At 46.7% G+C, this 12172-nt stretch carries 15 protein-coding genes; 3 read left to right on the plus strand and 12 right to left on the minus strand.

The window, feature by feature from the left end; translation table 11 throughout:
- Positions 1-126: 126 nt before the first annotated feature.
- The 4 genes from B9G69_RS04085 to trhA form a co-directional block, all read right to left on the minus strand.
- Positions 127-1350: a phosphoglycerate kinase gene (locus B9G69_RS04085; protein WP_088616790.1), complete on the minus strand. Its 1224-nt coding sequence runs from the start codon at positions 1348-1350 to the stop codon at positions 127-129.
- A gap of 3 nt (positions 1351-1353) precedes the next feature.
- On the minus strand, positions 1354-2361 hold the full coding sequence (gene gap, locus B9G69_RS04090; protein WP_088616789.1) for a type I glyceraldehyde-3-phosphate dehydrogenase: 1008 nt from the start codon (positions 2359-2361) through the stop codon (positions 1354-1356).
- 143 nt (positions 2362-2504) lie between these two features.
- Positions 2505-3491 (minus strand): beta-sandwich domain-containing protein, encoded by a 987-nt coding sequence (locus B9G69_RS04095; protein WP_088616788.1) that lies wholly within the window; start codon positions 3489-3491, stop codon positions 2505-2507.
- Positions 3492-3630: 139 nt separating this feature from the next.
- Positions 3631-4266 (minus strand): PAQR family membrane homeostasis protein TrhA, encoded by a 636-nt coding sequence (trhA, locus tag B9G69_RS04100; protein ID WP_088616787.1) that lies wholly within the window; start codon positions 4264-4266, stop codon positions 3631-3633.
- Positions 4267-4375: 109 nt separating this feature from the next.
- Between trhA and B9G69_RS04105 the strand changes: the two genes are divergently transcribed.
- Positions 4376-5254, plus strand: coding sequence for a S1 family peptidase (locus B9G69_RS04105; RefSeq protein WP_141096976.1), 879 nt, complete (start codon positions 4376-4378; stop codon positions 5252-5254).
- Positions 5255-5263: 9 nt separating this feature from the next.
- Here the strand turns inward: B9G69_RS04105 and B9G69_RS04110 are convergent, their stop codons facing one another.
- From B9G69_RS04110 to B9G69_RS04140, 7 genes are all read right to left on the minus strand, one after another.
- The gene (locus B9G69_RS04110; RefSeq protein ID WP_265437966.1) at positions 5264-6235 is read right to left on the minus strand and encodes a PAS domain-containing protein; all 972 of its coding nucleotides are present in this window, start codon (positions 6233-6235) and stop codon (positions 5264-5266) included.
- A 60-nt stretch (positions 6236-6295) separates the two neighbouring features.
- Entirely contained in the window at positions 6296-7069 is a 774-nt protein-coding gene (locus B9G69_RS04115; protein WP_088616785.1) for a TatD family hydrolase, read from the minus strand.
- A 9-nt stretch (positions 7070-7078) separates the two neighbouring features.
- Positions 7079-7996, minus strand: a complete 918-nt coding sequence (locus tag B9G69_RS04120) for an ATP-binding protein (RefSeq protein ID WP_265437967.1) — start codon at positions 7994-7996, stop codon at positions 7079-7081.
- Positions 7997-8049: 53 nt separating this feature from the next.
- A complete protein-coding gene (gene tmk, locus B9G69_RS04125) occupies positions 8050-8685 on the minus strand; it encodes a dTMP kinase (protein ID WP_088616783.1) in 636 nt (211 codons plus the stop codon).
- Positions 8686-8757: 72 nt separating this feature from the next.
- On the minus strand, positions 8758-9276 hold the full coding sequence (locus B9G69_RS04130) for a hypothetical protein (protein ID WP_088616782.1): 519 nt from the start codon (positions 9274-9276) through the stop codon (positions 8758-8760).
- Between the two features lie 9 nt (positions 9277-9285).
- Positions 9286-9747, minus strand: a complete 462-nt coding sequence (locus tag B9G69_RS04135) for a hypothetical protein (protein ID WP_088616781.1) — start codon at positions 9745-9747, stop codon at positions 9286-9288.
- A gap of 18 nt (positions 9748-9765) precedes the next feature.
- Positions 9766-10236, minus strand: a complete 471-nt coding sequence (locus tag B9G69_RS04140; protein ID WP_088616780.1) for a hypothetical protein — start codon at positions 10234-10236, stop codon at positions 9766-9768.
- A 138-nt stretch (positions 10237-10374) separates the two neighbouring features.
- Between B9G69_RS04140 and secG the strand changes: the two genes are divergently transcribed.
- Both secG and B9G69_RS04150 read left to right on the plus strand, forming a co-directional pair.
- The gene (gene secG / locus B9G69_RS04145) at positions 10375-10779 is read left to right on the plus strand and encodes a preprotein translocase subunit SecG (protein ID WP_088616779.1); all 405 of its coding nucleotides are present in this window, start codon (positions 10375-10377) and stop codon (positions 10777-10779) included.
- A gap of 36 nt (positions 10780-10815) precedes the next feature.
- Entirely contained in the window at positions 10816-11619 is an 804-nt protein-coding gene (locus B9G69_RS04150) for an AgmX/PglI C-terminal domain-containing protein (protein ID WP_088616778.1), read from the plus strand.
- On the opposite strand, the gene B9G69_RS04155 is transcribed toward B9G69_RS04150, so the two are convergent.
- Entirely contained in the window at positions 11620-12171 is a 552-nt protein-coding gene (locus tag B9G69_RS04155) for a tetratricopeptide repeat protein (protein WP_088616777.1), read from the minus strand.
- Position 12172 lies beyond the last annotated feature (1 nt).

The following is a 12172-nucleotide window of genomic DNA, read 5'->3' on the forward strand; positions in this document are numbered from 1 at the left end:
AACGGGAAGTAAAAACGCCCGATAACTGGAAAGCCAGAAACAAAAATGGCCCCAAAAGGGGCACATCTTCTGCGCAATGCTATTTTTAGCAGACCGCTCAAGATCGAGCGGTCCTTGCGCCGAAAACTATTCGTAATTGCTTGCAGGACGAACCTTCGTACGAAGGATTTCCAATCCTGGCAATTTATCACCTTGAAGGTATTCCAAAGACGCCCCACCACCCGTAGAGATGTGAGTCATCTGAGCTGCATAGCCAGACATTTCTGCCGCAGCTGCTGAATCACCACCACCCACGATTTTAGTAGCATTGGATTCAGCGATCGCTTTCGCAACGCCAAAAGTCCCTTTAGAGAAAGCAGGGTTTTCGAAAACGCCCATAGGGCCGTTCCAAAAAATAGTGCCGGCCTCTTTAAGAGCTGCCGAATAATTGCGGATCGTTTGAGGACCGATATCCAAAGCCATTTCGCCATCTGGAATCACAACGTCTTTTGTTGTGTGAGCATTGGCCACATCACCAAAAGCTTTCGTTGCAACGTGATCCACTGGAAGCAAGATCGTCTTATCGCGAGCTGCAATACGCTCGATCATCTCTTTGCAGTAGCGAACTTTGTCAGTCTCAACCAAAGAGTTACCAACAGACACGCCTTGTGCTTTCAAGAATGTGTAAGCCATTGCTCCACCGATGATGAAACCATCAACGATGTCCATCAACTTTTCGATCACAGGCATTTTGTCAGAAACTTTCGCACCACCCATGACCGCGATGTAAGGGCGTTTTGGATTCATCAAAAGAGAATCCAGCATGTTGATTTCTTTTTCGATCAAGAAACCAATGCCTTTTTCTTTCATCACCGACGGCAACGCGTGAATCGTGGCGTGAGCACGGTGGGAAGCACCGAACGCGTCGTTGATATAGATCTCTGCATAGTTCGCGATTTTTTGTGCGAACTCGATAGAGTCTTTTGTTTCACCCGCTTCAAAACGAACGTTTTCAAGAAGGATCAATTGGTTCTTTTTCAAAGATGGCAGCAAGTGAACAGGAGCATCAGAATCTGGTTCTTCAACCAAGATCACTTCTGCACTCAAAAGTTCTTGAAGACGTTTGGCAACAGGCTCCAAAGAGAACTCTTTATCGTCTTTAGTTTTAGGACGACCCAAGTGTGAAGCCATAACGATCTTCGCACCTTGTTCCATGCAATACTTAATTGTTGGCAAGGAAGCCGTGATACGGTTTTCATCCGTGATCTTGCCGTCTTCCATGGGAACGTTCAGATCTAGGCGCAAGAAGACAACTTTGCCTTCCAACGCGAAATCACGAACGGTTTTAATACCTTTAAGACCTGCGCTCATTGATTACAGACCTTTCGCAGCCATGTGCTTAAGAACGTCAACCATACGGTTCGAGAAACCAGTTTCGTTGTCGTACCAAGAAAGGACTTTCACCATACGAGGACCGACAGTCATCGTGGATGCAAGGTCGACAATTGAAGAGAACTTGTTACCGTTGAAATCAACAGAAACCAATTCGTTCTTTTCACAAGCCAATACGCCTTTCAGAGCACCATTAGAAGCCGCGATAAGTGCTTCATTCACTGCTTCTTTAGTTACGTCAGTTTTCGCAGTGAATGTGAAATCCACCAAAGATACGTTCGGAGTTGGAACGCGAACAGAAATACCGTCGATCTTACCTTTAAGCTCTGGCAATACCAATCCTACGTTTTTCGCAGCTCCCGTTGTTGTAGGGATCATGCTAACTGCCGCAGCACGTGCACGGCGCATATCAGAGTGAGGAGCGTCCAAGATTTTTTGGTCGTTCGTGTAAGAGTGGATTGTCATCATTGTACCGTGCTCGATACCGAATTTTTCATTCAATACTTTTGCAAGAGGCGCCAAGCAGTTTGTTGTGCAAGATGCATTTGAAACGACGTGGTGTTTCGCTGGATCGTATGATTCGTGGTTGATACCGTAAACCATCGTGATGTCGGCACCCTTTTCAGCAGGACCAGAAACCAAGACGCGTTTCGCGCCACCTTCGATGTGCTTCATGAAGTCTTCTTTGTTTTTGAATGCGCCAGAGCACTCAACAACGACGTCCACTCCCCAAGCTTTCCAAGGAACTTCGGCTGGATTGCGGAATTTTGTAACAGCGATCTTTTTGCCATTAACGATGATGCTTTCAGCATCATGAGAAACGTCACCAGAGAAAGTGCCGTGTGCAGAGTCATACTTCAAAAGATGAGCATTCCCTTCAATGCTATCCAAAGAGTTAATACCTACGATATCGAACTGTTCGTGAGCCGCTCTGAAGAATACGCGACCGATACGACCAAAACCATTAATACCAATGCGAAGTTTTGCCATGAATGAGCTCCTTGTTTTAAAACCCACTCAATATGGTCCCTTGAACGCTAAAAAGCCAGTCTAGACACCCCGTCCCGACTGGCTTTTACGGCTATTTTACGCGACTCAAAATCCTACTCCGGCAGCGCTAGAGTGTTAACAAGCTAGAAGCGTGAAACGTTGATATTTGGGTAGCCATCCAATGAGAACACAGACAATAGAACATCCGCATAACCACCCATGGATTCCAAGCGAACATCGATCGCTACAACACGGTCACCGCGGAAGAAGTTTTCAGACGTCGCACGGTCACCAGCGTATAAAGTGCCTCTGCTTTGAAGGCTGTACAGGGACATACGTTGACCGGATTGCATGTAAACTACTGCGTCATGAACGCGAGCACCGGCAGTCAGAACGCGAACTTCGATTTGATCCACAGCTTGTGGGTAAGCCAGACTTAAACGCACCCACTCCCCACCGCTACGACGAGTGATACTGGAAACCTGAACATCGGCTCGGTCATAACGACCCCCTGGAGCTGGAGGCGGAGGTGTTGGACGTGGCGGGCGTGGACCCGGCCCAGGACGAGGCCCCGGATAACCTCCTCCATGACCTGGACGACCACCGTTTCCACGGCCCCAGTTCATTTCAGAAGAACGTGATTCGTACCAGGAACCATCATCACGACGGCAAGCGATACCCTCGTTACGTTCTTGGCGACCACGCATGTCGATGACACTGACGTACTGACGGCAGTATTCACCCGTGCGAGCATTGTAACCTTCTTGTACGGATTCAAATGAACCGCGAGCGCCTGAACGGGAACCATAACGGCCTCCATCCCAGTCACAGTTGTCGCCAATGCGACCTTCCAAAGAGCGACGTTGAGCTTCGTTGTAAGCACGACGGTCGTTTTCTTCCATTTGGTTGCCCAATTTATTTCCGATCACTGAACCAGCGATAGCACCAATGATAGTCGCCGCCGTTTTACCGTTGCCTTTACCGAATCCAGAACCAGCGACTCCGCCGATCACTCCCCCGATAATTGTTCCGATATCACCTTTATCAAGACCGCCTGCGTGTGCCACGCTGGAAGCTTGTACAAGTGAAGTCATCAAGACTGCGCCCAAGATCATTTGTTTTCTATTCATGTGGTTTCCCTTCGATCAGGTTTAAAAACTTCGAAATCGTACATTCCAAAGTTTGTGCCAACCGGTTCGGGGCCATACTGGCTCCGAATAATTTCAAAGGAAATAACAAATTTTGTAATCTGGAAATAAATGGTGACTCTTAGACAACGTACATCACAAGGCACAGGTACTGACACATACTGCCGGTAATAACAAACAGATGCCAGATTCCATGACCGTGTTTGATCTTTTCATCGAACAAAAAGAAAACGAAACCAACGGCATAGGCTAAAAAGCCAAGCATGATCAACGCGAACCCCCATAAAGAGACTGCGTGATAAAGCTGACTCAATACCGGTATCACAGTGGCACTCATAATGACGTACAAGACGTTGCGCAAGGTGGCGCGCTTCGGTCTGCGGAACACTTCAAGATAAATTCCAATCAAAGCTAAAGTCCACACCACCAACAAGATGGAATACCCAGCCATGCCACTGATCGCAAGAATCATATAGGGAGTATAGTTGCCGGCGATTTTAAAATAGATCCCGATGTAATCCAAACGTTGAAACATTCTTTTCTCTTCACCGTGTGCCGAGTGATAAAGCACCGAGATGATGTAGATCAGGACAGTTGAAACACCGTATATCGTAAATGTAATTATGCGTGAAATGTCGTGTCGAGCCACCGCTAAATGGAGCAAAAAACAAACACTCACAAAAGCAATCAAGCCCCCCAGCAAGTGACTAAAAGTATTAAATTTTTCGCCGTGCTGCACAGATAAAAAACGTTCCACTTTTCTACCTTAAAACTGATAACTAAAGGGTTGCAAGCACTTCGCGTCGACGCGACCAAAATTTTCGATTTGTGTTGCCAAGGGCCGAGGCTTGGATAAATTCCGCGCTATGAAAAACCAACTACTTCTTATCGCGTTCTCGTTGACGACTCTAGCCGCTTGCCAAAAGAATGACTCATTCTCGGCACACGTAGTTCCAGACGGTGCTGTCATTAACGGCAGCAAAGTCACGTCGCGAAACACGGCCGACTCTAAAAGCGTCGTGATCGTTGAACTGTTGGGACCCTCTGGAGCCGTGCGCACAGCTTGCACCGGCGCTTTGGTTGGTAAGCACTCCATTCTAACGGCAGCTCATTGTTTTGATCGCCAACACGTTTCAAACTTTGCAAGTTTCCGTATTGTTTTCGCCAACCAGTTTGGTGTTAACAACTCAGGTTTGATCCGCAAAGGACTGCTTTACAAGCAACATCCTCTGTACAACTCGAACGGTCGTTACAACTATGATTTTGCAATGGCGATTTTTGCAGGGGATGCCCCACGCGGCTTCAACCCGGCTCAAATGGATTCAGACACCACAGCTGATTATGGCGGAGCGAAATTGACCGTCTATGGATATGGTCGCTCCAAAGACTATACAGGACGCGAAGGAGAAGACCTGCGTGACTCTGTCGGTGTTCTTCATCGTGGCATCGTAAAAGTCTCGTCCGATTACAACCAACTGGGCGATCTTTATTTGCTTAAAGCAAGTTCGCAGTCACACGTCTGCCAAGGCGATTCCGGTGGGCCCCACTTTTACAATCGCAATGGTGTCACCAAAATCGTCGGCGTCACTTCAGCAACATACGGTAAGGCCTTGGCCAATGGTCAGCACTCTTGCTTAGAGTTTTCTCAGGCTTCAAAAGTGGCTGTGAACTATGCGTGGTTTAAAAACGAAGAACGCAAAGCCCTTGCTCAGTATTACCCAAAGTTTTACCTGCAAGAACTCTAGCCTTTTAACTTAGTCGATCACCACGGAGACCTTTCCTGTGGATATGACCTGACCTGTCTGATCTAAAATTGGAAAGATCGTCGAACGATGGCGTACCGGTGTCCCTCGACGGTTCAAAACTTCTTCAAAGGTCAACGGCTTTAAGGATTGAATCACTTCTTGCTCTTTGTGTTCGCAGCAAAATTCCAAAGCTGAAAAGTGCTTTGTACTTCTGCCCAAGATAGATTCCTTGGCAACTCCCAATGCTTGCGAGAAAGCCGCATTGCAGTTCGTAATCAAACCGTCCCGATCCTTCACCATGAACATAAAAGGAACTGAATCCATCACCTGCTGCACACGCAAGTGAAAGTTGCGCTCATCTGTCACATCCCGCGCGGAAGCAAAGCGCACCCCTAATTCAGCATCAGCGGCGGCACTCCAACTCAACGTGCGATAAGTCCCATCAGCGGCACGATAACGATTTTCAAATCCCACCGAGCGTAAACCCAAGTTTAAAGCTTCAATGTTTTTCCGAGTCGCTTCTCGATCGTCAGGATGAATAAATTCAAAAAACGGCGTGGAAAGCAAAACTTCTTCACTGTACCCTAAGGTATTTATCAGTGACGTGCTGGCTCTTTTCAAATAGCCGTCTTGGCCGGCCACTGCCATTAAATCGCTAGAAATTGCAAAGAAACGATCCAGCGTGATTTCTGATCCCTCCGCATCTGACAAATGCACTAACACTTTATTATATTCCCGCTGGGCTTTCGCAGATTCGATGCGAGATGAATGAGATGTCGCAATTCCTATACAGGCCAAGATTGGAATCATGATGATGAATAAAACGAAATGAGTGGGATTCAATACGGGAAGTCGAATAACGGACACCGCAAAAAGCGCCGACAGCAGCAAAATGCCGATCAAACAGAACATCGTAATTTTGTTTTGAAGCTGCCAAAAACTGAAATAGTCGATGGGCTTTTTCTTCTGTCTGGGATTCAAAATGACCTCATACAATCGCATTGGATCACATCTGATAAAGTCCCAACAACAAAGAAATCACTACCACTGAATTTTGGGGAACATTTTTAAGGCATTGGCCTTCGTTTGCTCCGCTAATTGCTCCACTGACACGCCTTTCAGGTCGGCCACGAATTTCGCTGTATGGACGACATAGGCTGAGGTGTTCTTTTTCCCGCGCATCGGAATGGGAGCTAAAAACGGTGCATCCGTTTCAACGTGAATGCGGTCCAAAGGTAAACCACGAACTGTGTTTCGTAAGTCCTCGGCATTTTTGAAAGTAACAACACCACTGATTGAAATATTAAATCCTAAATCCAACGCTTCTTTGGCAAGCCAAGAAGTCCCGGTGAAGCAGTGAATGATCCCGGTCACATCACCTTTGAATTCTTTCAAGATATTGATGGTGTCTTCCTCGGCGTCCCGAGTATGAATCTCGACAGGAAGTTTTGTTTTCTTAGCGATTTCTAATTGCGCGCGAAACGCATGCTGCTGTTCCTCGCGCGGAGACTGATCATAGTAATAATCAAGACCGATTTCACCAATGGCAACTACGGCAGGATCACTGGCATTATTCAAAATGAACTTCCCGACTTCATCCGTATAAGTTTTGCCATCATGGGGATGAATTCCCAGCGTGCAATACACATCAGGGGCATACTTGTGAGCCAAATCCAAAACTAACGGCAGATCATTGAGCTCAGTACCAATTGTGATGATTTTACGAACGCCAGCAGCCTTGGCATTTTGAATAGCCGCTTCGACGCCCTCTTCGAGCATATTCAGATGGCAGTGAACATCAATCCATTCAGTCATGGCTTTATTCTACACTAATTCTTTGGTCGTGATGAAGTATTCTTCCATCACCAGCTGAGAATCTCTGTTAGCGCCCAAAGCTTGTTCCGCGTTTAGGCCTTTTTGGATTAAATTAAGCAGCTTTTCTCGAGATAATTCGGCCAAGGTCTTAATCAATGGAGCTTGATCCAAGTTGGAGATTTGAGCTTTGGCACCTTCCTGATAAACAATGGCATCCCTAAAAAACGACACCCAGTATGAAAGCAGGCGCTGACCTTGCTGTCGGTCCTTAAATTCCCCGCGCCACATCTCATTCAAAAGAAAGTCAGCGTCTTTGATAAAGACATTCAAAATTTCGACGGCTTTTTCGCGAAGTTCCAGCTCAGGTCCATCTTGCAACTGTGCGAGCTTTTCAAAACTGCCCGCAGCCGATTTCAATGCCCATGTAGGAGCCTTCACTCGTTTAGCAAGGTCTTCTATCGCTAATGGTTTAAACTGAACGATGCGCGAGCGAGACCGAATCGTCGGCATGATGCCAGCAACACTTGGAGCGATCAAAAAGAAGAACGTACCATCCGGTGGTTCTTCCAAAGTTTTAAGCAAAGAATTGGCGGCCTGTGGATTGAGCAGCTGGGCTTGATCGATGATGATCACGCGGTTGCCACCCAAACTTTTCAAACTAAGAAATTCTAAAATTTCCTTTGCTTGTTCAATTTTGATATTCGCACCTGAGGGTGAGATAATGCGCAAGCCTTCATGGGCATGATCTTTTTGAGCCACTCGAAAACAAGAAGGACAACGACCGCAACCGCGAGGGCTTTGCGGGCACATCAATGCTTGAGCTAAGCCAATTGCTGTCTGTTTTTTTCCGATACCTGAGGGACCTACAAATAAAAAAGTCTGGCCGGGCTTCCCTGCTTCGAAGGATTCCACCATCTTTTTAATCACCTCTTGGTGTCCTAGGACAAAATCCAACAGCCTTGCCACTTAAGTTTAATTCCTTATTTCAAAATCTTTTTATCAGTCAGTGCTTTCACCAACTGTTCAAACAACACGGCCGGAGTTTCTTTAGCGTTCAATACCAACCAAGATGACGGGTCAGCTTTTGCTTGAGCCAAGAAACTTTGACGAACTTTTTCATGGAAAGTGTCGGCTTCAGATTCGATACGATCTTCACCCTCACCGTTTTGCTCTCCACGACCTTGACGACGATTACGGGATTCCTCAACAGGCAGATCCAACAAAATCGTCAAATGAGCTTTCAGTCCGCCGGTTGCAAAGTTATTCAACATCACAACATCAGCTTCTGAAATTTCGCGGCCACCGCTTTGGAAAGCGATGGAGCTTGCTGAAAAACGATCACATAAAACCCACAAGCCTTTTTCAATTTTCGGACGAATCACTTGATCCACATGCTGTGAACGGCTTGCTTCATACAAAAGCAACTCCGTGCGCGGCGTAGGTGCAGGACCTTCTTTCCGCAAAACCATGTTACGGATTTCATCTCCCAAAGGGGTGCCGCCCGGTTCACGAGTCATGTATGTGGGAATTCCACGTTTTTGCAGCTCTGCTTCCAGAGCCTTCATCAGTGAGCTTTTGCCGGAGCCGTCAAGACCCTCAAATACCAAAAAAGACATGCCTAGTTTTGTCAGATATTCACAGGGCCGGGTCAACAAAAGGACTTACAACAAGGGGCAGCAAACAGTCTTTTAGCGAAGGCTGTCCCAAAAACTACGCATATTTTCCTGCTGCTCTGCCGTGGACTTTTTAGCAAGCTTGAAAACTATGGCATAAGGCTTTGCTTTAATGAATCCAACATGAATACGGCGCTCAGGAATAACCGCTTGGACATAGGGGTCCACCATCGATGCTTCACAAGTTTTTCCCGTATGCGATGTCCAGATTTTTACGTCTTGGGCCTTCAAGGTGATCTCGTTCAAATTTCCGAAAATTTCCGCCAAAGCTTTCTTACAAAGCGCCTCGTCCATTTTCAAATCTTGAATTTGCGCCAAATCATAAAGCTCTGCCTGTCGCATGTTTTTATCGGCTTGAGCGGTGCGCGTGAAGTATCCCACAAAAGAATCAGCATTCGCGAAACCCAACATTTTTTGATCTTTTTTATGAGCGAAAATGACATCTTCTTTGGATTCTACCGGTGCTGCAGAAGTTGCCGCTATCGCGAATTGTGAAAGCATGAGAGCTGCTGTTGCTAGAATAATTTTGTTCACGCCTACCTCCTAATTCGCGCCTGATGTGCCAGATGAGCCACCTAAATCCTTGCTGACCTTATTGCTGATCGCACGGAATTGGGCCTCACTAGATTTGTTAAACGTGATGCTATTGATTTTAACTTTACCAGAGTCAACGATAGCGATTGTCGGAGGTGGTTCACTGCGTTTGCTCGCTCCGGCCTCCAGCTTCATCGTGACGTTGCTACCAATAATGCAGACTTCTTTGATATAGACGACCTGTTGATAATCGTCGCCGCTTCCGATCGCATTTACATTCGCAGTCAGTTGCAGTTTGTCCCCGGCAGGAGCGATTTTCAGACCGGCCGTCACGGCAAAACTGTCGACAGTGAACATCACGGGCAGTTTTTGCATCATCGCCGGCATCTGCGCCTTACGTTGCTCGAAATCCGCCATGTTGTTTACACACACGTTGGCCGCCATAAGCTGAGAAACAAAAAGCATCCACATCAGGTCACTCCTTTTTGTTTATTTTAGAACAGTCCAATCACCATTCGCATCCTTTTTTAAAGTTAGGGTCGCGAACGGATACTTCATGGGCTCGCCTGGGATGCCTGTTTCCTTCGAAATCAGGCGATAAGCATCGGAGAAATTAAAGCGATTCACCACCGAGGGCGCCACAGTCGATGCGACTTTTAAAAGTTTTTTTCTGGCATCCGGTGGATACGAGGTGATGTAAACTGTCGTCACTCCCATGGTCTCGCCATTCATGCGGATGTCTTCCGCAGAAAACTCCGCAAACTTAGCCATGAAGCTGATATAGGCCGCTTTAAAGGATTCCGACTGAGTCAGATAGCCTTTTGCCTCTTCCTCGATCACAGCCGTGAACTGAGTCTTTGCGGATTCTTCGGCCGCCTTTTTAAGGGCTTTTTCGTTGGAGGTACAAGACACCATAAACGCGAGGCTCAGGGCCGTCAGAGTCTGAATGATTGTTTTCATAGCACCCAGTATGAATGGGCTGGCTTTAAAGACAACCACACGTGACTAATTGCGTTAATAACTTAGACGGACGGCAGTTTTGGGTGGACGAGGGGACCCCTTTATCCCTATATTGTGGGACTTTGGGAGATACTTGAAATGACTACTTTTGTTGGAATTATCCATATCATCGTTGCTCTTGTTTTGATCGTTCTTGTTTTGATCCAAGACTCAAAAAGTAACGGCGCTTTGGGCATGGGCGGTAGCTCAGGTTCAAACAGCTTGTTGGGTGCAACAGGCGCACAATCTTTGGCTGGTAAAATGACAGTTTGGGCTGCAGTTATCTTCGCGGTGACTTGCTTGGCTTTGTCAGTTTTCACTTCATCAGCAACTAAATCTGTAGTTGATACTATGCCTGCAGCGACAACAGCTCCTGTCGTTCCGACGGCTCCTGCAACTCCGTCATCAGAAGCTGGCAAACCTGAAGATCTTACGACTCCTGCAGCAACGACAACGGCGCCTGCAGCAGCTCCATCTGTAGCTCCAACAGCTCCAGCAAAATAAGTTTCTTAAGTATAAGTTCTTCGCTATAGTTTTCCTATGGCGAAGAACAACTGGTTGATTCCATCCCTTATCGGTCTCGGTGTATTGAGCGTAGCTCTTTCTCTCGTAGTCTCTAAATTTACTGAAAAACAAAAAGTAACTGTTCGCCCTTTAGCGCGCATCGATTTGAATTTAGGCAAAGTCTTTGTTCTTCGCAAAAACATGACTCAAAAAGAAAACCTAACTAGGTCGGCGTCTTTATATGCTTTGGATTCTGTGGAAACAGGTCCTGATGGCGATGCCACAATGACTTTTGATTCAGCTTACCGCATTCGCGTTCAAGAGAATTCCTTAATCACCTTAGATGAAGAGTACGGCCGCCAAGTGATTTTAATCAAACGCGGTGATGTGCAGGTCGAAGGCTATGGTCGCGATGGCTCGGTCATGATTTCACGTGATGGTGTTCGCTGGACTGCGACTGATTACGAAACGAATTACCGCAAACAGGCCAATTCCCCAAACCTGCCTGATATGGCGCCCTCGACGGAAGGTTACGCAGGCAAAGCAGCTACCAAGGAAGGCCTTACGTCAGAGTTTATTCAAGAAACTCTTCGCACTCATAGAAATTCATTCTTTAAATGTTATACACAACTCTTGCAAAAAACTCCGGGCGTCGTGGGGCAAGCCTCTGTGGGCTTCACCATCGAACGCACTGGCAAGGTTAGCAATCCCACTGTGACATCATCGACGATCAACGATCTGTCTTTCAAAAAATGCCTGACAGAGGCCATTCGCCGCGTGGAATTTAAATCTTTCGCGGGCGACCCGATCTCGACAGTCTTCCCTTTAAAGTTTGAATAATTAATTTTGCAGCAAAGCTTTGGTTCTTGCGATGGCTTTTGCTGTGGATTTGATTTGATCTTCGGGAGCATTCCGCTTCATGCGAACCTTCATGGCTTCCTCAAACAAAGGCAAAGCTTCCGTAAATCTATTTTGATCGAAAAGATTTTTCCCGGCGTGCTGAAGAGCAAAATCCAAAAGTTCGGAAGCTTCGTCATTTGTACGACACACAGAAATGACTTCTTCAAACAATGCATTGCTGCGCTTGAATTGCCCCTGATACTGCAGTACATGGGCCAATCTAATTTTTTGCTGAACCTCGCGACGAAGCCCCAGCTGTTCTTCATTCACAATGCGCAAAGCTTCCCGTAGAACTTGCTCGGCCTCTTTTAAATCACCCAAACATCTCAAGTGAACGCCGGCCTCACCCAATATGCTGACTCGCTTGTTGTGGTTCTTTTTAACGGTGGTTAGCGATCCTAAAAGCTCGATAATATATTTGCGCAACCCCACGGGATCGACTGGAACGGATCTCAGATTTTCATCTTCTATCATCTCAAGTCTTTTATCCATG

It is taken from the genome of Bdellovibrio sp. SKB1291214 (assembly GCF_002209355.2).
Classification (GTDB): domain Bacteria; phylum Bdellovibrionota; class Bdellovibrionia; order Bdellovibrionales; family Bdellovibrionaceae; genus Bdellovibrio.

Excerpts from the sequence above, each read along its gene's own strand:
- B9G69_RS04085 (WP_088616790.1), bottom strand. The coding sequence starts at position 1,350 with ATGAGCGCAGGTCTTAAAGGTATTAAAACCGTTCGTGATTTCGCGTTG.
- gap (WP_088616789.1), bottom strand. The coding sequence starts at position 2,361 with ATGGCAAAACTTCGCATTGGTATTAATGGTTTTGGTCGTATCGGTCGC.
- B9G69_RS04095 (WP_088616788.1), bottom strand. The coding sequence starts at position 3,491 with ATGAATAGAAAACAAATGATCTTGGGCGCAGTCTTGATGACTTCACTT.
- B9G69_RS04105 (WP_141096976.1), top strand. The coding sequence starts at position 4,376 with ATGAAAAACCAACTACTTCTTATCGCGTTCTCGTTGACGACTCTAGCC.
- B9G69_RS04115 (WP_088616785.1), bottom strand. The coding sequence starts at position 7,069 with ATGACTGAATGGATTGATGTTCACTGCCATCTGAATATGCTCGAAGAG.
- tmk (WP_088616783.1), bottom strand. The coding sequence starts at position 8,685 with ATGTCTTTTTTGGTATTTGAGGGTCTTGACGGCTCCGGCAAAAGCTCA.
- B9G69_RS04135 (WP_088616781.1), bottom strand. The coding sequence starts at position 9,747 with ATGTGGATGCTTTTTGTTTCTCAGCTTATGGCGGCCAACGTGTGTGTA.
- B9G69_RS04140 (WP_088616780.1), bottom strand. The coding sequence starts at position 10,236 with ATGAAAACAATCATTCAGACTCTGACGGCCCTGAGCCTCGCGTTTATG.
- secG (WP_088616779.1), top strand. The coding sequence starts at position 10,375 with ATGACTACTTTTGTTGGAATTATCCATATCATCGTTGCTCTTGTTTTG.
- B9G69_RS04150 (WP_088616778.1), top strand. The coding sequence starts at position 10,816 with ATGGCGAAGAACAACTGGTTGATTCCATCCCTTATCGGTCTCGGTGTA.
- B9G69_RS04155 (WP_088616777.1), bottom strand. The coding sequence starts at position 12,171 with ATGGATAAAAGACTTGAGATGATAGAAGATGAAAATCTGAGATCCGTT.